We start from the raw sequence: 16,033 nt of genomic DNA on the forward strand, positions 1-16,033 counted from the left end.
CGCTTTTCAAGTTACATGACGCGGCAGGCAAACCCTTTCAAATACAGCCCTTCCGGGTACGTTGCGATCACCGGGTGATCGGCTGCCTGACGGAACTGCTCTATAAATTGTACATCACGACCGGCATCTACAGCGGCGTCGGCGATGATTTTCTGGAATAAATCCGTGGTCATCAGGCCTGAACAGGAGAAGGTCAGCAGAATGCCACCAGGGTTCAGCAGTTGAATCGCCAGCATATTGATGTCTTTGTAACCGCGACAGGCGCCCATCAGCTGATTTTTGTTCTCAACGAACTTTGGTGGATCCATAACGATGACATCGAATTTCTCTCCCTGATCGCGGTATTTGCGCAGCAGTTTGAAGACGTCATCGCGCACGAATTCGGCTTTGCTCAGATCGAGTTTGTTGAGCTCTACGTTCTGGCGGGCAATGTCCAGTGCTTCCTGAGAGGTATCGACGCTGGTGACCTGACTGCATCCGCCCATCAGCGCGGAAACGGCAAACCCCCCGGTGTAGGAGAAGCAGTTCAGTACGCGTTTATTGGCCACGTAGCGACGGGTCGCCAGACGGCTGTCGCGCTGATCGAGATAGTAGCCCGTTTTATGACCGCCCTGAATATCGACCAACAGCTTCATACCGTGCTCTTCAATCGGCAGCAGGGCAGGCGGCAGTTCGCCGGTGACAGGCCCCTGGGTTAACTCCATCCCTTCTTTTTTACGCACCGCGACATCACTGCGATCGTAAATCGCACAGTGTGGATAGAGCGTTTGCAGGGCGCTGATCAGGGCCGCGCGCTGGTATTCGGCACCGGCGCTCAGTAATTGCAGGACCAGGAATGAGCCAAAGCGGTCAATGGTGACCCCCGGCAGACCATCGGATTCGCCGGCGATCAAACGGTAGCTATCCAGCCCGTCTTTTTGCGCCAGCCAGTCGCGCCAGCTTTGCGCTTGCTGCAGGCGGCGGACGAAGAAATCGATGTCGATGGTTTCGTTCGCGTCAAATGTCCAGACGCGGGCACGGATCTGCGATGCCGGTGAATAGGCGCCGCGGGCTAACCATTTACCCTGATGGTCAACAATATCAATGGTCTCGCCGAGGTTGGCTTTGCCTTCCATGCGGGCTACCGCGCCGGAAAAGACCCAGGGATGACGGCGCAGTAATGATTTTTCGCGCCCTTTGGCTAACACTAAACGTACACTCATAGTTTTTATATCTGGCTATTTGAAGGAATCAGGCTGCATTTTCCCGACTTCCCCACACAAATGCAACGAACGACGGAAGAATGTGCAGGCGATTAACGCTACAGTGTCAGCATTAAGTGAAAACGTTTGGGAGGATTTTCGCGTGGAGAAATGTGTGATCTGTTGGGTTTACGGGCAGGTACAGGGCGTGGGGTTTCGCTACTTCACCCAGCAGGAAGCCGGGAGGCTTGGGCTACGCGGTTATGCGATGAACCTGGATGATGGCAGCGTTGAAGTGGTGGCCTGCGGTAATGATGAGCGGGTGGAGAAACTGCTGGCGTGGTTAAAAGCGGGCGGCCCGCGCAGCGCTCGGGTTGATAAAGTTCTGGCGGAGCCTCATCAACCCGAAAAAGCGTGGAGCAATTTTAGCATCCGCTATTAGATGCACTTCACCGGCTTAGGCAGGCCAGCAATTTTCGTTGCCTGTTTAGCCGGGCCTTTCGGAAACAGACGATACAAATAGCGGCTGTTGCCTTTTTCTTCACCAAAGGTATTGGCCATCGCTTTTACCAGCATACGAATAGCCGGCGAGGTGTTGAATTCCAGGTAGAAATTACGCACGAAACGGACCACTTCCCAGTGTTCAGGGCTCAGCTCAATCCCTTCATTTGCCGCGATGGCTTCCGCCAGCCCCTCGCTCCAGAGCGTCGTGTCTTTGAGATAGCCTTCGCTATCGGTTTCAATTTCGGTGTTTTGGTAGATAAGCATAATATTTCACGCTGCAAACAGATGGCGGGAAGTGTAGCAAAAAAAAAGGCCCCGCATAAGCGAGGCCTTGATACTGAAGCGTCTTCGGGTTAGTCGCGGCTCGCGAAGCCCAGGATGCTCAGCAGGCTGACGAAGATGTTGTACAGGGAAACGTACAGGCTCACCGTCGCACGGATGTAGTTGGTTTCACCACCGCGAATAATGTTGCTGGTCTCATACAGGATGGCACCGGAAGAGATCAGGATGAACACTGCGCTAATCGCCAGGTGCAATGCAGGCAGCTGCAGGAAGATGTTTGCCACCATACCAATCAGCACCACCACAATACCCGCCATCAGCATACCGCCGAGGAATGACATGTCTTTACGGGTGGTCAGCACGTAGGCCGAGCAGCTAAAGAATACCAGCGCCGTACCGCCTAATGCCATGCCGATAACGTCGCCCATGCCCGCAGACAGATAAGCGTTCAAAATTGGCCCCAGGATATAGCCCAGGAATCCGGTGAAGGCGAATGCTGACAAAATGCCAACCGGCTTGTCTGCCGTTTTATAGGTCAGGAACATCAAACCGTACATGCCGACCAGCGTCAGGATTAATCCCGGAGACGGCAGCATCAGCACGGTGCTGGCGGTGGCGGTGATGGCAGAAAACGCCAGCGTCAGGCTCAGCAGGAAATAGGTATTACGCAGGACTTTGTGTGTGCTCAAAAGCGATGAGCGGTCACGCGATGATGTAATGATGCGTTCCATGAGTCACTCTCTTATGACAGATGTTATTAGTGGCTCAGCATAAGAAAAGTTTCCTTTATACCCAAATGTTTTTACCCATCTTTACTCTGCATTATCAGGGGATTACTACCGGGTCACAGATTTCTCGCTAAAGTCATAAAGAGCGAGATCAATCTCTTATAGGTCGTTGAAAGAACTTGCGTAATTCTGTATCCGTGCCAAGAGTGAAAAGGGTTAAAACAACAAGGCAATGGAAATGAAAATACAAAAACATAACTACATCACAATGGTCATTCTGGCAATGGGTATGGCAGGAGCCGCGCAGGCGGCAAATGTGCCGGAAGGCACTGCGCTCGCCGAACAGCAAACGCTGGTGCGCAGCAACGGCAACGAGCCGGCATCGTTGGATCCGCATAAGGTAGAAAGCGACGTCGAGTTCAATATCATCAGCGATCTGTTTGATGGGCTGGTGGCGGTGAAGAGCGATGGCAGCATCGAGCCACGCCTGGCGCAGTCCTGGGAGAATAAGGATAACACCGTCTGGACATTCCACCTGCGCCCGGGGATTACGTGGGCGGACGGTACCGCGATTACCGCCCAGGATATCGTCTGGAGCTGGCAGCGGTTGGTGACGCCGACCACCGGTTCACCTTACGCCAGCTATCCCGGCAACATGCATATTGTTAATGCCGCGGATATCGCGCTGGGTAAAAAAGAGCCCGACACGCTTGGCGTGAAGGCGCTAAACGACACCACTTTAGAAGTGACGCTGACGCAGCCAACGTCCTCTTTCCTCGCCATGCTAGCGCACCCATCGATGGTGCCGCTCGATAAAGTATTGGTGACTCGCTACGGCGATAAGTGGGTCAAGCCGGAACATTTCGTCGGCAGCGGCGCATACCGTTTGCAGGACTGGGTGGTGAATGAGCGCATCGTTGCCGTGCGTAACCCGCGCTACTGGGATGATAAGCACACGGTGATTAACCAGGTGACCTATCTGCCGATTCGTTCGGAAGCATCGGACGTTAACCGCTACAAGGCAGGTGAAGTGGATATCGTGTACACGCTGCCAATTAATCAATTTAGCCAATTGAAGAAAACGCTGGGTGACGAGGTCGATGTCTCGCCGCAGCTAGCGACCTATTATTATGAGTTCAATACTACGCGTGCGCCGTTCAACGATGTGCGCGTGCGTCGGGCGCTGAATATGGCGCTGGATAAAGACATCATCGCTGAGAAAGTGATGGGGCAGGGACAACGTCCGGCATGGGTCATCAGCCAGCCGGAAATCGGCGGCGTGAAGCTTCATGGTCCTGACTACGCGTCCTGGCCGCGCGATAAGCGTATCGCGGAAGCGAAAAAGCTGCTGGCAGAGGCAGGATTTAGCGAATCACATCCGCTGTCGTTTAATCTGCTTTACAACACGTCGGAATCGCACCAGCGCGTGGCGATTGCCGCCGCATCAATGTGGAAGAAAAATCTGGGCGTTGAAGCCAAATTGCAAAATCAGGAATGGAAAACCATGCTGGATGCGATGCATACCGGCAACTTTGATGTGGTGCGCTATGCCTGGATTGCCGATTATGATGATGCCTCGACCTTCCTGAATACCTTCCGTACCGGTGACAGCGAGAACACGGCGAAATACAGCAATCCGGACTATGACGAAGCGTTACGCGATGCCGCGAAGGCGCAAGACCCCGCTCAGCGCGCGCGTGATTATCAGAAAGCGGAAGATTTGCTGGGACGCGATGTACCGGCCATTCCGGTCTATCACTACGTGCGCACGCACCTGGTGAAGCCGTGGGTTGGTGGTTTTACGCCAGACCGACTGGGGTATTACTACACCAAAGATATGTATATCAAAAAACATTAAGCAGAAAAATGGCGGCTAAAGCGCTGTAAAACTAGCCGTTTTGTTGTTTTTTCAGACGAACAACAACTTTTTGGCTGTTTTTCAGGCAAACGAACATATTGGTGCTTTACAGGTCCGTTCGGGATGTTTATAGTGCGCCTCATTGGAAGCGTGGCCGAGCGGTTGAAGGCACCGGTCTTGAAAACCGGCGACCCGAAAGGGTTCTAGAGTTCGAATCTCTACGCTTCCGCCAAATTAAACAAGGGGTTACCGAAAGGTAGCCCCTTGTTGTTTTGGGCTCTTGGTATAGTGTTGGTATATTCACTTGGTATATTTCTCGTTTTAACCCTCCTCATTTATTCCTTTTTAGCCAGTGGCGGCACGTTCAACGTCGGTGATATTTTGACCTTTCTATCGTAGGTCGTAACCTGAATCTCAGTTTTGTGTCCACTGAACAGCTGCTTGTCTTTGCTGCTAGCGATCGCCGAACGAGCCTCTGGAGATTGTTTTAACCACCAGATAATTGTCCCGGCGTCAGGGACACCACCAAGGAGCATGGAGGATTCAAGGGAAACCGCTGTATAAAACTCTGCCCCTGTATTGCCGGTGTTCGGGTTAAAGAACACTGCGCCGATCGAAACAATAGGAGCGTTTGATTTATTTCCCATGGTTTCGAGGTCAACCATGAGGTGCCGATAATCATCATTGTGATGACCGGCATCATTAATCATGGGATCTGTTTGATCACCATCTTCAACATTGCCCGCAGCTGCGTCAGCTGCAGCTTTGCTGATTGGTATTTCAGAACTAACCGCGGTTTCATCATTGAGAGCTTCTTCCATCTGCACATCAGTGGTTTCCTCGGTTGGTTTTTCTGGGGCTGCTAGTAGGTTCTCGATGGAGAACATGCTGTCGCCAAGATTCGCAATTTGTGGCTTGTTGCCAGCAATCTTTGCCCATTCCGGTAGGTTGTGCGTTTCGGCACCTTGCTCATCCAGGATCGATTGTTCATCTGCTTTTGCCCACTTCGGCATCGCATGCTGTTCAGTTGATAGGTCTTCAGGATCCTCCGGGTCACTGATTCCTTCTACAAGTTCACTGCGTCTGGTGACGAGCTTTTTGCTTACATCTTCGTACTGGGAATCATCAGCCGTAGCATGCGTGCTTTCATCTTGTTGTGAAGGTAAATGTCGGGCTGCGGCAAGTAATTCAGCACTAGGGTTTACGTGATCGGTTTCTGTCAGATTTTTGGTTATATACGCAAGGTGCTCGCTCGGGAATAAATGGATCTCCGGGCGCGCCTGGCGAATCAGGGCAAATATTGCTGCGCGGGAATAGTCCAGGATGCCAGCGGATTTTCTCAGCAATTCAGACCAGGCGCTAAACGCTGGCATTGTTTGCTTATTTTTTACGATGTCCTTACTACGCTGCAGGATCCCCCGAGGAAATGCGTAAATATCAAAATCCATCGGTAGTAATGCGGCCGCGATATCGATGTCCAGCGTATCAAGGGAGTGCTCTAATAAATCCCCGCGGTCTGTTTTGCCAACGCCGCCAGCGTTTGTCCCTGTATCCGTGGTTTTCATTGGGATCGGGCCACATGGTTTGCCTGTACGCCATGCTTTCACGAATACGCCGCGGTTGATATGCGGGGTAATCCACCAGTCACGGATGAAAGAGATTAACTGGTTGAGCTCTGGTTTTTTATTTTCAGACGGCCAGATTGATTTGATCGCTTCACACAGGAAACTAAGGTTTGCGTCGTTCGCCTTATCCTTAAACTCACCGGCGTTCTCGGCGGCCAGAAGCAGATTCTGAACGTAGCTGTTATCGGTGTCTGTTTCGGCGTCAGCGATTTGTTTAATCAGGTCTGTGTCGGCGATGGTCACCAGCTCATGAGTTAAGTATTGAGCCAGCAAACGACGGCGGAATGACATGCTGGCAACAGCTACCTGCAGGTTTTCTGGCTCGGTTTGTGGCTCTTGCTTCCGTGTCCAGGCTTCTACCACTGCAACGCGTTCATCTTCGGTGTCGCATGTTTCATAGTCCTGGACAAACAGGGCTATGTCCTGCCCGGTCATTTCATCAGTTTTTTCATGCCAGATTTCTGCTAACAGCTTAACCAGCAAACTACGCGCCGCACAGGCGCAGCCTGACTCAATAAGTTTTGCCGCGAGTTTATCTGTCAGTTCTAAAACGTCCGGAGATGTTAGCGCAGCAGCTGCGACACACAGCGCATTGTGAGTACCGTCATTATTCTTGAGATATTCATTGATGGTGCTGACTTCTTCCTGTGATGGGTGCTGCTTGCCGTAGAGCCAGTGACAGGCCACCTGTTGAGCAGGGGAGAGCTCGCGAACAGAAATGTAGTCGTTACTCTCTGTTTTAGTCTTTTCGGAAACAGCTGGTGGCGTGGCTTCCACAACGATTTTTTGCCAGCAGTTGTTGTCATCTAGCTGGTAACGGTCGCACCAGGTGTCATCCAGTACGCTTTCTACTGGCAGATCGTCCAGAACAGGAAAGTTTGTGCGGATAGGGAGCTGGTGGTCGGCAGCACGCCCGACGGTGATCCCTTCGTCCTCAAGGATGTTCAGTATCTCGCGGTCTGCTCGCGAATCAGATTTTGCAGAAAACCAGCAAAAAATGCTTTTAGCCTCAGTGGCTTTCGCTTTTGCTTTAATCAGGTACGCATAGTTGTTCATTGCGTTCGGGCTCCTTCAGGTTGTAAGATACCCGGCAGCTGATGGCAGCCGCCTTGGTGGTGGTCATTGGTCAAAACTCGAAACCGGAACGCTTTGGTCGGCTTTCCGGGTGCTTAACCCGCCTTGCGCGGGTTTTGTGCTTTATGGGGCTGGAGAATCGCCCCGCAGCAGCTGCGACACGTGAACGCCGTCAAGCGCTCGCAGGATAGGCTCAAAGGTTTTATGGGCTGGCAGTTTAGATACCGCAGTGATTACGTCTGTAACGGTGATGTCTTCACCTCGAGGGCTATAACCGCCACCGGGTCCGCGCTGCGAGATAACCAGGTTACCGTTGCGCAGCTTTTTGAATATCTGCTCGAGGTATGAAGTGGACAGCTTTGATTCTTTGCTGATAGCCGTCAGGGACACCGGCGAACCATCGTACATTTTGTTCAGGGTAGCGACGGCCTGGACGGATGCCAGAACGCGTTTCATTCCAAATTCCATATTCACATCTCCGGCCGCGACGGCCATTGGTCAAAACTCGATTAGAAACTTTTTACTGGCTGTTGGTCGGCAGCCGGGTCGCCTTTCTGGGCTAGGAAGTAGCAGAGTCGGCGGATCCACACTTCGATTAAATTCAATTTCACGGCTTGTTGCCGAGCTGGTCGGGCTGCAAGGCAGACACCATGCATTTGTCTACGGAAGAGCATGGAGCATACCTGCTGCTGATGTTCAATTACTGGCAGACAGGCAGGCCGATCCCCAAAAACCGACTAGCGAAAATTGCACGGCTGAGTAACGACCGTTGGATTGCCGTTGAAAGTTCGTTGAAAGAGTTTTTCAACGATAACGGCACCGAGTGGTCGCAGGAAAGAATCGAGAGAGATCTTGAAGCCGTCAAAACGTCAATTAGTCAGAAGTCAGCAGCGGGAAAAGCCTCGGCAGAGGCTAGAAAGGCTAAAAAATCAACGAATGACCAACGGAATGGGAACGGGCGTTCAACGGGTGTTAATCCACCGTTGGAACAGAACGACAACGGAAACCCAACTAATAAAGATCCAGATACAGATCTAATAAATAAAACCAGAGAGAGAGAAGCGTGCGAGCCTGGCGTTGAACAGAACGGGAAAAGTCCCGGCCAGGAATATCTCGCGCCTTTCGGGAAATTCTCGATCACCCCTGAATGGCATCCGGGACCCGACTTTGTGAAACAAGCAGCGTTGTGGGGCATCCAGCTTGGTACTGAACCGGGCTACTCCCCCGAAGAGTTGCAACAGTTCCGCGACTTCTGGGAACCAGAGGGCAAGGTTAAACACCACCAGCAGTGGGAGCAGGCGTTTGCACAAAGCCTCAGAAACTCCCGATCACAGCCACGTAGCTTTGGCGGTTCAAAAAAACCGACCGGGATAAAGATTTCTCAACCTGACACAACGATCCCACCGGGATTCAGGGGCTAACCATGAAATCAACGAGTGACCTGTTTAGCCGTTTACAAAAAATGATGCCGCCGGGTGTTCAGCCTCGCTTCCAGAACGCGCAGGAGCTGATGGAGTGGCAGCGGACGGAGGGGCAAAAACGAGCTGCTGAAGTCGAGAAAGAAAACCGCAAAGTTCGCACCGAAAAGATCATCGGGCGTTCTGGCATCTGCGAACTTCACCGCGGCTGCACGTTCGCCAGCTACCAGGTAAACAGCGATGGCCAGCGGCATGCGTTGAGCATGGCAAAGAGCTATGCCGATCATTTTGGTACCGGGTTTGCCAGCTTCATTTTCAGTGGCGGCTGCGGAACTGGGAAAAACCATCTGGCGGCGGCCATCGGCAACAGTCTGATCAAACGAGATCACAGCGTGCTGGTTATCACCGTGATGGACCTGATGCTGAAAGTTCGGGAGTGCTACGACGGCGGCCAGTCCGAAGCGTCGTTGCTGGATAGTCTGTGTCGCGTCGATCTGCTGGTGCTGGACGAAGTAGGGGTGCAGCGAGAAACGCGCGGCGAGCAGGTGGTGCTTAATCAGATTATCGATCGTCGCCTGGCGGCAATGAAACCGGTCGGGGTGTTGACCAACCTCAACCATGACGAACTGACGAATATCTTAGGCGAGCGAGTAATGGATCGCCTGACGATGGACGGCGGTATCTGGGTGAATTTCACCTGGGGAAGTTACCGCAAAAACGTGACCCATTTACGGGTTGTTAAGTAACAAAGCGAGTTTTGACCAATGACCAAAAAGACCAAAGACCGAGTAACACAGGCGCAGCTGGTGCTCGCCATTGTGGACAGAACACCTGATTGCGTCCTGCAGGATATTTGCGAAGCGCTGGATCTTCCGTCAAGCAGTGCGGGAAATCATCTGCGCCAGCTGTATTACGCAGGAAAGCTGGGGCGGATTAACAACGGCACTCAGTACGTTTACCGGGTACGTGCAGGCGTTGAGGTAACCGACATTAGCGAAAACCACGACGAGTACGTGAATGCAGACGAATACCTGTATGCCGGTGTTCCGATGGATTACGTTTCTGAAATCAACGCATACGTATCTCGCGATGTTGAAGCTGAGAATCCATTCAAGGCAACAGACACGTATCTGGCTGACGTTCGAGCGAAAGGGGCCGAGCAGGCTGGCGAATACCTGAAACAATACGCCCAAGGGTTGCATGAAGATGCGCGCTTGGTCCTGCAGGATGCCGGAGAACTCTGCAATGGATTTGCCGCACAGTTACGCCAAGGAGCGGAGCATGAGTAACAACACCAAGCCGCTGAATTACGACCCGGCAGACCCTGACAAGATGCTTCTACCTGCTGGCGATACGTGTGGTAACTGCCGTCATATCCATCGCTGCAAAGCAATGTTCGGACATACCGAAACGGATACCTATTGCGATTGGTCGCCATCGCGCTTCATCCCGGCAAAAACAGAAGGAGCTGCCCAATGAACGATATCACCGCACTGGCGCAGACTGAAATTAATGATGCGCTGGCTCAGCTGAAACAACTCAGCGAATACCCAACTCCGTCCACTCAATACGCCCGAGTGCTGCGTAAATACATTACCTCGCTGGTAGAGGCGCTGGAGAAGGCGCAGAGCAAGGCGACCCAGCAGGGAAACATCGCATGCGAACTATTCGATGAAGTAACCCAGCTTCGTCGAAGTGCCGACGACAAAGCACCAGAGCTTCGCGCTCAGTTACCTAGCTTCAGCGCTACACCACATCTACTTTTACTAAGCCCTACCATTATCAGGAGGTCACTTGGAAGAAGGTGTCTATATTGTTCGCTATAAAGGTGAAGTTCAGTTGGCTAGATGGTCAAATGATCCAATCGAGATTGCTGACTCACCAAATGAAACAATCGGTTATTGGACGATAGTACAGAGTAAGGACATAGCCTTGCCGAATGAGGTTGAGGTCCTTAAAGGGCCACTTCAGTAGTTTTGTGAGTGATAACTAACTAATACGATCCCTGGCATTCGCCGGGGATTTTCATTTTCAGGCTCCGGGAATCACTCCTAACTTATCTTTTGACATAAGAGCCCGCGAGCCTGATCCCTTTCCAAAATACAGCACCAGTCCCGTAGCGAGGTGAGAGTATGCATCAAATGGACAAATTGAGAGAGGACAATTTCCATAGGGAATCTGGTGGGAATTTAGTTAGGGGCGCATACATGATTCGCCCCTCTAGCGAGCTAAAGTGACTGGAGTAACTTCTCAATTGCCTGAATTACGTTCTGTGGATGCAGGACAGCCGGGGTCAGTAGTTGAAGCGTTAAATGTTTTATGGTGTCTGCGGGAAGCTCGCGAAGTTTAGAAATCAGTACTGATTTCTTCTCTTCCGGAAGATTAGCAACTCGAATGATATCCTCTAGCGCGATGATGGTGCTGTCATGTAGTTTCACTGTTTGAACATTCAGAATCGCACCTAGTCCGCCATCATCACGTATGAAATCTATGCCTTTGTGAGTTATCTCGGGGACATCAATAGGAATAAATCCATCACCTGTATTATGCAAACCGCTTTTGATCAACCCATGCTGCTCCAGATAAAGGAGATTAGCTAATGAGGTCATATAATTAGGAAAATGACCCAAAAGGGAATCAACTTCACTCTCTGTTAGTTTTTCTGGATAGGTATCATACAAAATTTGCAGTAATTCTCGCTGTGTAGCCCGATCAAATTTATCCATTTTTATATTGCGCCTTGATATGTCCATTTAGGAGGAAAAATGGAACAGAAAGGAATGCTGGTATCAATCACAGCAGATACCAGCCGGATTGAAAGAAAACTCAATACGTTACTTGAAATGTTTCCCGAGCATATCTCTGATGAGTTCCTCAGCATGCTCACGGGCTTGTCGGGTAATATCATCTTTGCTGATAGTTTGCCCGCAGTTGGTACATGTGGTGCCTTCGATATCATCTACTCCCTTGATTTCGACTCCGCTGCGTACGATGAGATCGTGGCCGCAGCCAGGGCATTTGAAGGGAACATTACTCATCAATAACTCCTTGTCTGATGTGGTTTCATTTGGCGATCTAACGATATCAGACAGGATGGAACTCTGTCATTGGTAGAACCTATACAGCCTCGCTAACGCGGGGCTTTTTGTTTTCACACTAACGGGAATCACTTCCTACTTTCATTTTTACATAAAAGCCAGTAGGCATGATTTCTTCCCGTCACACACAGCGCCATCCGAATAATCGGAGGTGAGGTTATGAAAAGAATGAGCACCATTTACAGCAGACTTTCATACGGTACAGGCACCACGCTTGCTGGATGCGGTGTCTCGGCAAAGGCGTACGCCGATACAACAAAACTTGGAGCGTGGATGTTGGCCGACAGAATTGCGGGGTTAAGCCTGAGCGACTGGGCAATTATTGTCGGTATTGCCTGCACCGTCATCACCTGCGGCGTTAACTGGTATTACCGTCGTAAAGAACGGGAGGATCGGTTAAATGCCCGTCAACAAAACGAAGCTTAGTGCGGCGATGCTAGCGCTGCTGGCATCCGGTGCAACAGCGCCATTTCTATTTGACCAGTTCATCAGCGAGAAAGAAGGTAATGCCCTGGTGGCCGTTGTCGATCCCGGTGGAATCTGGTCGCTATGCCACGGCGTCACCGTAATCGACGGTAAGCGAGTCGTGAAAGGCCAAACCGCCACAGAAGCGCAATGTGAGAAGGTTAACGCTATTGAGCGTAACAACGCGCTGGCGTGGGTTGACCGCAATATCAAGGTACCGCTGACTGAACCGCAGAAGGTCGGCATTGCGTCGTTCTGCCCTTACAACATCGGGCCGGGTAAATGCTACCCATCAACCTTCTATAGCCGCATGAACGCCGGTGACACGAAGGGGGCTTGCGAAGCCATTCGTTGGTGGATTAAAGACGGTGGCCGCGATTGCCGCCTGACCAAAGGCCAGAAGAATGGCTGCTATGGTCAGGTGGAACGGCGGGACCAGGAAAGCGCGCTGACGTGCTGGGGGATAGACCAGTGAAAGCAGGCGTAGTATGCATCATCGTGATTGTCTCTCTGGCTGGTGCGTTTCTCGCTGGTAGTCAGTGGACGAATCACAGTTGGAAAACAAAGTGGGCCGAACGGGATAGCGCTGATTCATCAAAGGTGGCGAATGCGCAGACGGCAGCCCGAATGATTGAACAAGGGCGGGCTATCGCCCGTGATGAGGCTGTTAAAGATGCTCAAGCTAAAGCAGCGAGCGCTGCCGTTACTTCTGCTGGCCTGGCTACCACTGTTAACCAGCTGCAACAGCAAGCAAGAAAGCTCGCTACCCGCCTGGACGCCGCAAAGCACACCGCAGGTCTTGCCGCTGCCGTCAGAAGCAAAACAGCCGGAGCCGACGCCGCAATGCTCGCCGACATGCTCGGAAGTCTTGCAGAAGAAGCTCGATATTATGCTGGACGAGCTGACGAAAGCTACCGGGCAGGAATGACGTGTGAGCGGATTTACGAATCAGTGAGCTCCTCGAGCAACGATTCCATAGCCATACGATAGTTGTCACATAGTCTATTGATGGAACTTGATTGTTCAGCTCAACTCGAATCATATTGCGATTTTGAATAAGTCGGGAAGCGAATATGACTCATAAACTGGATGCTCTGGACAGATGGCTGAACGTTGATACCTGGTGCTCTGGGCATCCGTCAGATGATGCGCGGTTCTTCAAAGCCGTCTACGCAGTATTGCTGGCTAATAAAGGTGTTTACATTGATGCTGAAGAAGTCGGGAATTACATAGAAGCGCGTTACAAAGGAAGGTTGGCAGATGAGTTTCTATTTGTGGAGTCTCAAAGGGCAGTGATTCGATTCGAAACAATACGCTCTTTTTGCATCGCAAACAAAATTGCGTAGCAAAGCCTCATTAAATGTAATGAGTTTCCTTACTGTTTTTATTGCCATCACAAAGGCCACCTACGGGTGGCTTTTTTAATGGCTTGAACCCTAGGAGCAGAGTCATGGTAAAACCGGTGAAAAGTAATAGCGATCCACGTATCTATGGCAGTAAGTGGGATAGGGGGCGACAGTCTTTCCTGCGAGCTCACCCGCTGTGCGTTATGTGCCAGGAGCAGGGAAAGGTCGCCGCTGCAACGGTGGTGGATCATATCATCCCGCACAAGTTAAAAGAGGCGCTGCGGTCGGGAGGCAAGGACGCGTTATCAAAAGCCCAGAAGCTATTCTGGGACCAGAAGAACTGGCAAGGCTTATGTAAGCCTCACCACGATTCAACGAAGCAGCGCATGGAAAAGAGAGGGATTGCGGACCTGTACGCTGACGTTGCTGCAGGTAACCGCCCGACAACTGATGAAGCAACATGGCAGGCCGACCCGACAAAGCGTAACTGCTACGTTCTGAACTCCGCGCCGGGCAAGATGCGTTTGCCTGACCGTAACGGCGTTCAACCGGGGAGTATCAAAGCACCGGTAATGCGCGGTGATGGTGGAACGCTGACAGCTGGGAGTGTGCAGAAAGGTGGTGTGCCTAACATTGCTGGTCGCATTGCTGGGTGGACAGACAGAACTGGTGCTATTTGGTCTACTGCACAATTAACACCCCCATTTAAACTATTACCGCGTGGCGACGGCGGGTATCCACAATATAACTATGGCGTCTCAGACACTGGGTCAAATGGGCTAGATAGGCAACTGGGTATAGATTTATCAACAAGCAGTGATGCTTATGTCCCCGGGCTAACCGAGGTTCGCGCAAACTCCATTGTCGGTTGCTTCGTTATCTGCTACGCCGGTCGCGCACAGAATGCTGGTTCATTCGATGCAATGACTCTTTCCGCGCGCATGGAGTCAATAAATAGCGATCTACAGGCGAAGAATATCGCGACCAATGCGCGGATTGATTACGCATTGCTGTCACCAACTACGCAAATTTCCGTGGGTCAACGGCTTATTTTAGCTAACCCATTCGGCATCAACACGCCGGTAATTGTGCAGGCAGAGTTATTATCATCTACCGGACTCTGGTTTAATACTGGATGGGCATATAATCCAAGCACCAATGGCTCTTATGGTACAAGTGCATCGTATTCTCAGGGAGAAGGAATTGTTGTCCAAGCTGGTTCAGCTAAGTTGAATACTGCTGGTACAAACTCTGGCGGTGGTGGTGGCCCTGCAGCAGAACTAACAACTGGCACTTATCGAGTCTATGTGTGGAAGGTAACAGCATGATTATTTATGTCTGGAAAGGCGATTCTCGCTCATATGGTTCCTCCCCTGATGTGTGGGGAGGGAATGTACTACCTGTAGCGGTCCCTGATAACTTCAGCGGAGGGAATAAAACCTATAATCCGGAAACTGGAGAATGGATCATAGACCCGCCATATGCACGAACTCATGAAGATGACGTTCGTGATGCAGAGACATGCCGTCGTAATATGAAAGCAGAAGCTGAGAAGACAATGTCTGGCTGGATTCTAGATCTGAGTCTGGGGTTGATTAGCGACGAGGATAAGCAAAAGCTAATCGCCTGGCGGTTGTATGTGAAAGCGCTGGATGCGCTGGAACTGGACGCTGCGCCGGATATTGAGTGGCCACCGCGTCCGGAAAATTAACGCCACAGCGCTTTACTCTGCCGAACCGCCATCATAATGGCTTTCCCCATGCTTTCGCACTGAGGGAAACCAGGTCACCTCCAACGCCAATACGCTAAATCGGTATAGTAGAAAAGTAATACTTGAGGCACTGGCGGAACGTAAATCTGAAAGCGACCCGCCATTTGACATAGGGGTGAAATGTAACTCATTGATGTAATATATGTTATATGTTATATGTTATATGTTATATGTTATATGTCATTGCGAATTTAGAATGAAAAAGTAACAGTCTGAAAAATGAGCCAATTCACCACCAAAGAAATCGCGCTAATATCTTATAAGCTAAAAGATATCAGTGATACATGGTCAGATTTATGGGTTTTTCTTTACCTCGTGCCACTTAGTGTTGGCCAGGTTATCAATCTCAAGCATAGAAACTTTGACGGAAAATATCTGAATCTCGAAAAGGGGGCGAGATTTAAAAGTGTTCAGTTAGAGGCTCCTCCTCTGATCTGCGAACTCATACAGAGGCGCAAAGAAAAATATCCCGATGATATCTATATTTTTCAGAGTCATTCTAACAGGGTCAAATTTCAGGGTAAGCCTGTAACCGTTATTGCGTTCAACCAGGCATTGAAAATTGCATCCAAAGGTATCACGGAACAAATAGTGAGCAGCAAAAGCGCTCGACTATAGATCTAGATGCTACTGGAAGGTGAGCGCCTAATTGTTGGTATATTATCTGGGGGAAAGTGGCTAAG

20 protein-coding genes, 1 tRNA gene and 2 pseudogenes are annotated in these 16,033 nt (G+C 50.9%); 15 read left to right on the plus strand and 8 right to left on the minus strand.

Annotated features, from left to right (window positions below):
* Positions 1-11: 11 nt before the first annotated feature.
* The gene (gene rlmI, locus KCR01S_RS15855) at positions 12-1,202 is read right to left on the minus strand and encodes a 23S rRNA (cytosine(1962)-C(5))-methyltransferase RlmI (RefSeq protein WP_061283780.1); all 1,191 of its coding nucleotides are present in this window, start codon (positions 1,200-1,202) and stop codon (positions 12-14) included.
* Between the two features lie 142 nt (positions 1,203-1,344).
* On the opposite strand from rlmI, the gene yccX reads away from it, so the two are divergent.
* On the plus strand, positions 1,345-1,623 hold the full coding sequence (yccX, locus tag KCR01S_RS15860) for an acylphosphatase (RefSeq protein WP_061283782.1): 279 nt from the start codon (positions 1,345-1,347) through the stop codon (positions 1,621-1,623).
* On the opposite strand, the gene tusE is transcribed toward yccX, so the two are convergent.
* On the minus strand, positions 1,620-1,949 hold the full coding sequence (gene tusE, locus KCR01S_RS15865) for a sulfurtransferase TusE (RefSeq protein ID WP_061283784.1): 330 nt from the start codon (positions 1,947-1,949) through the stop codon (positions 1,620-1,622). The genes yccX and tusE overlap by 4 nt on opposite strands.
* Positions 1,950-2,038: 89 nt before the next feature.
* A complete protein-coding gene (gene yccA / locus KCR01S_RS15870; RefSeq protein ID WP_061283786.1) occupies positions 2,039-2,698 on the minus strand; it encodes an FtsH protease modulator YccA in 660 nt (219 codons plus the stop codon).
* Positions 2,699-2,933: 235 nt separating this feature from the next.
* Here yccA and KCR01S_RS15875 point away from each other — a divergent pair, with 235 nt between their 5' ends.
* Both KCR01S_RS15875 and KCR01S_RS15880 read left to right on the plus strand, forming a co-directional pair.
* Positions 2,934-4,553, plus strand: a complete 1,620-nt coding sequence (locus KCR01S_RS15875; protein WP_061283788.1) for an ABC transporter substrate-binding protein — start codon at positions 2,934-2,936, stop codon at positions 4,551-4,553.
* Positions 4,554-4,697: 144 nt separating this feature from the next.
* Positions 4,698-4,785 (plus strand) — tRNA-Ser (locus KCR01S_RS15880).
* Between the two features lie 103 nt (positions 4,786-4,888).
* Here KCR01S_RS15880 and KCR01S_RS25475 read toward each other — a convergent pair.
* The 3 genes and pseudogenes from KCR01S_RS25475 to KCR01S_RS25660 all read right to left on the minus strand — a co-directional run.
* Positions 4,889-7,234 carry a 3'-5' exonuclease gene (locus KCR01S_RS25475; protein WP_061283791.1) on the minus strand — a complete coding sequence of 782 codons (2,346 nt, stop codon included), beginning with the start codon at positions 7,232-7,234 and terminating at the stop codon, positions 4,889-4,891.
* 141 nt (positions 7,235-7,375) lie between these two features.
* Positions 7,376-7,720 carry an Rrf2 family transcriptional regulator gene (locus KCR01S_RS15890; protein ID WP_082221741.1) on the minus strand — a complete coding sequence of 115 codons (345 nt, stop codon included), beginning with the start codon at positions 7,718-7,720 and terminating at the stop codon, positions 7,376-7,378.
* Between the two features lie 41 nt (positions 7,721-7,761).
* A pseudogene (locus KCR01S_RS25660) lies at positions 7,762-7,890 on the minus strand (hypothetical protein); the annotation flags it as partial.
* A gap of 12 nt (positions 7,891-7,902) precedes the next feature.
* On the opposite strand from KCR01S_RS25660, the gene KCR01S_RS15895 reads away from it, so the two are divergent.
* The 5 genes from KCR01S_RS15895 to KCR01S_RS15915 are packed head-to-tail and all read left to right on the plus strand — an operon-like array spanning position 7,903 to position 10,496.
* On the plus strand, positions 7,903-8,673 hold the full coding sequence (locus tag KCR01S_RS15895; protein ID WP_061283793.1) for a DUF1376 domain-containing protein: 771 nt from the start codon (positions 7,903-7,905) through the stop codon (positions 8,671-8,673).
* 2 nt (positions 8,674-8,675) lie between these two features.
* Positions 8,676-9,416, plus strand: a complete 741-nt coding sequence (locus KCR01S_RS15900) for an ATP-binding protein (protein ID WP_061283795.1) — start codon at positions 8,676-8,678, stop codon at positions 9,414-9,416.
* An 18-nt stretch (positions 9,417-9,434) separates the two neighbouring features.
* Positions 9,435-9,959: a hypothetical protein gene (locus KCR01S_RS15905; protein ID WP_061283797.1), complete on the plus strand. Its 525-nt coding sequence runs from the start codon at positions 9,435-9,437 to the stop codon at positions 9,957-9,959.
* Complete coding sequence (locus tag KCR01S_RS15910; protein WP_061283799.1) at positions 9,952-10,149, plus strand: hypothetical protein; 198 nt, start codon at positions 9,952-9,954, stop codon at positions 10,147-10,149. The genes KCR01S_RS15905 and KCR01S_RS15910 overlap by 8 nt, the downstream gene beginning before the upstream one ends.
* Positions 10,146-10,496 (plus strand): hypothetical protein, encoded by a 351-nt coding sequence (locus KCR01S_RS15915; RefSeq protein ID WP_061283801.1) that lies wholly within the window; start codon positions 10,146-10,148, stop codon positions 10,494-10,496. Before KCR01S_RS15910 ends, KCR01S_RS15915 begins: the two co-directional genes overlap by 4 nt.
* Before the next feature lie 402 nt (positions 10,497-10,898).
* On the opposite strand, the gene KCR01S_RS15920 is transcribed toward KCR01S_RS15915, so the two are convergent.
* The gene (locus KCR01S_RS15920; protein WP_061283803.1) at positions 10,899-11,396 is read right to left on the minus strand and encodes a hypothetical protein; all 498 of its coding nucleotides are present in this window, start codon (positions 11,394-11,396) and stop codon (positions 10,899-10,901) included.
* 108 nt (positions 11,397-11,504) lie between these two features.
* Positions 11,505-11,708 (minus strand): ECs_2282 family putative zinc-binding protein, encoded by a 204-nt coding sequence (locus KCR01S_RS25885; protein WP_072277164.1) that lies wholly within the window; start codon positions 11,706-11,708, stop codon positions 11,505-11,507.
* A 219-nt stretch (positions 11,709-11,927) separates the two neighbouring features.
* On the opposite strand from KCR01S_RS25885, the gene KCR01S_RS15930 reads away from it, so the two are divergent.
* The 7 genes and pseudogenes from KCR01S_RS15930 to KCR01S_RS25380 all read left to right on the plus strand — a co-directional run bounded on the left by KCR01S_RS15930 (position 11,928) and on the right by KCR01S_RS25380 (position 15,968).
* The gene (locus tag KCR01S_RS15930; protein WP_061283806.1) at positions 11,928-12,194 is read left to right on the plus strand and encodes a phage holin; all 267 of its coding nucleotides are present in this window, start codon (positions 11,928-11,930) and stop codon (positions 12,192-12,194) included.
* Complete coding sequence (locus tag KCR01S_RS15935; RefSeq protein WP_061283808.1) at positions 12,169-12,708, plus strand: lysozyme; 540 nt, start codon at positions 12,169-12,171, stop codon at positions 12,706-12,708. Before KCR01S_RS15930 ends, KCR01S_RS15935 begins: the two co-directional genes overlap by 26 nt.
* The gene (locus tag KCR01S_RS15940) at positions 12,687-13,223 is read left to right on the plus strand and encodes a DUF2514 domain-containing protein (protein ID WP_061283810.1); all 537 of its coding nucleotides are present in this window, start codon (positions 12,687-12,689) and stop codon (positions 13,221-13,223) included. Before KCR01S_RS15935 ends, KCR01S_RS15940 begins: the two co-directional genes overlap by 22 nt.
* Positions 13,224-13,306: 83 nt before the next feature.
* Positions 13,307-13,579 carry a hypothetical protein gene (locus KCR01S_RS15945; RefSeq protein WP_061283812.1) on the plus strand — a complete coding sequence of 91 codons (273 nt, stop codon included), beginning with the start codon at positions 13,307-13,309 and terminating at the stop codon, positions 13,577-13,579.
* Positions 13,580-13,683: 104 nt separating this feature from the next.
* Positions 13,684-13,980 (plus strand): annotated as a pseudogene (locus KCR01S_RS15950) (HNH endonuclease); the annotation flags it as partial.
* A 923-nt stretch (positions 13,981-14,903) separates the two neighbouring features.
* Complete coding sequence (locus tag KCR01S_RS15955; protein WP_061283814.1) at positions 14,904-15,290, plus strand: tail fiber assembly protein; 387 nt, start codon at positions 14,904-14,906, stop codon at positions 15,288-15,290.
* A gap of 279 nt (positions 15,291-15,569) precedes the next feature.
* A complete protein-coding gene (locus KCR01S_RS25380) occupies positions 15,570-15,968 on the plus strand; it encodes a hypothetical protein (RefSeq protein ID WP_061283816.1) in 399 nt (132 codons plus the stop codon).
* Positions 15,969-16,033: the final 65 nt, after the last annotated feature.

The organism is Kluyvera cryocrescens NBRC 102467 (assembly GCF_001571285.1).
Classification (GTDB): Bacteria; Pseudomonadota; Gammaproteobacteria; order Enterobacterales; family Enterobacteriaceae; genus Kluyvera; species Kluyvera cryocrescens.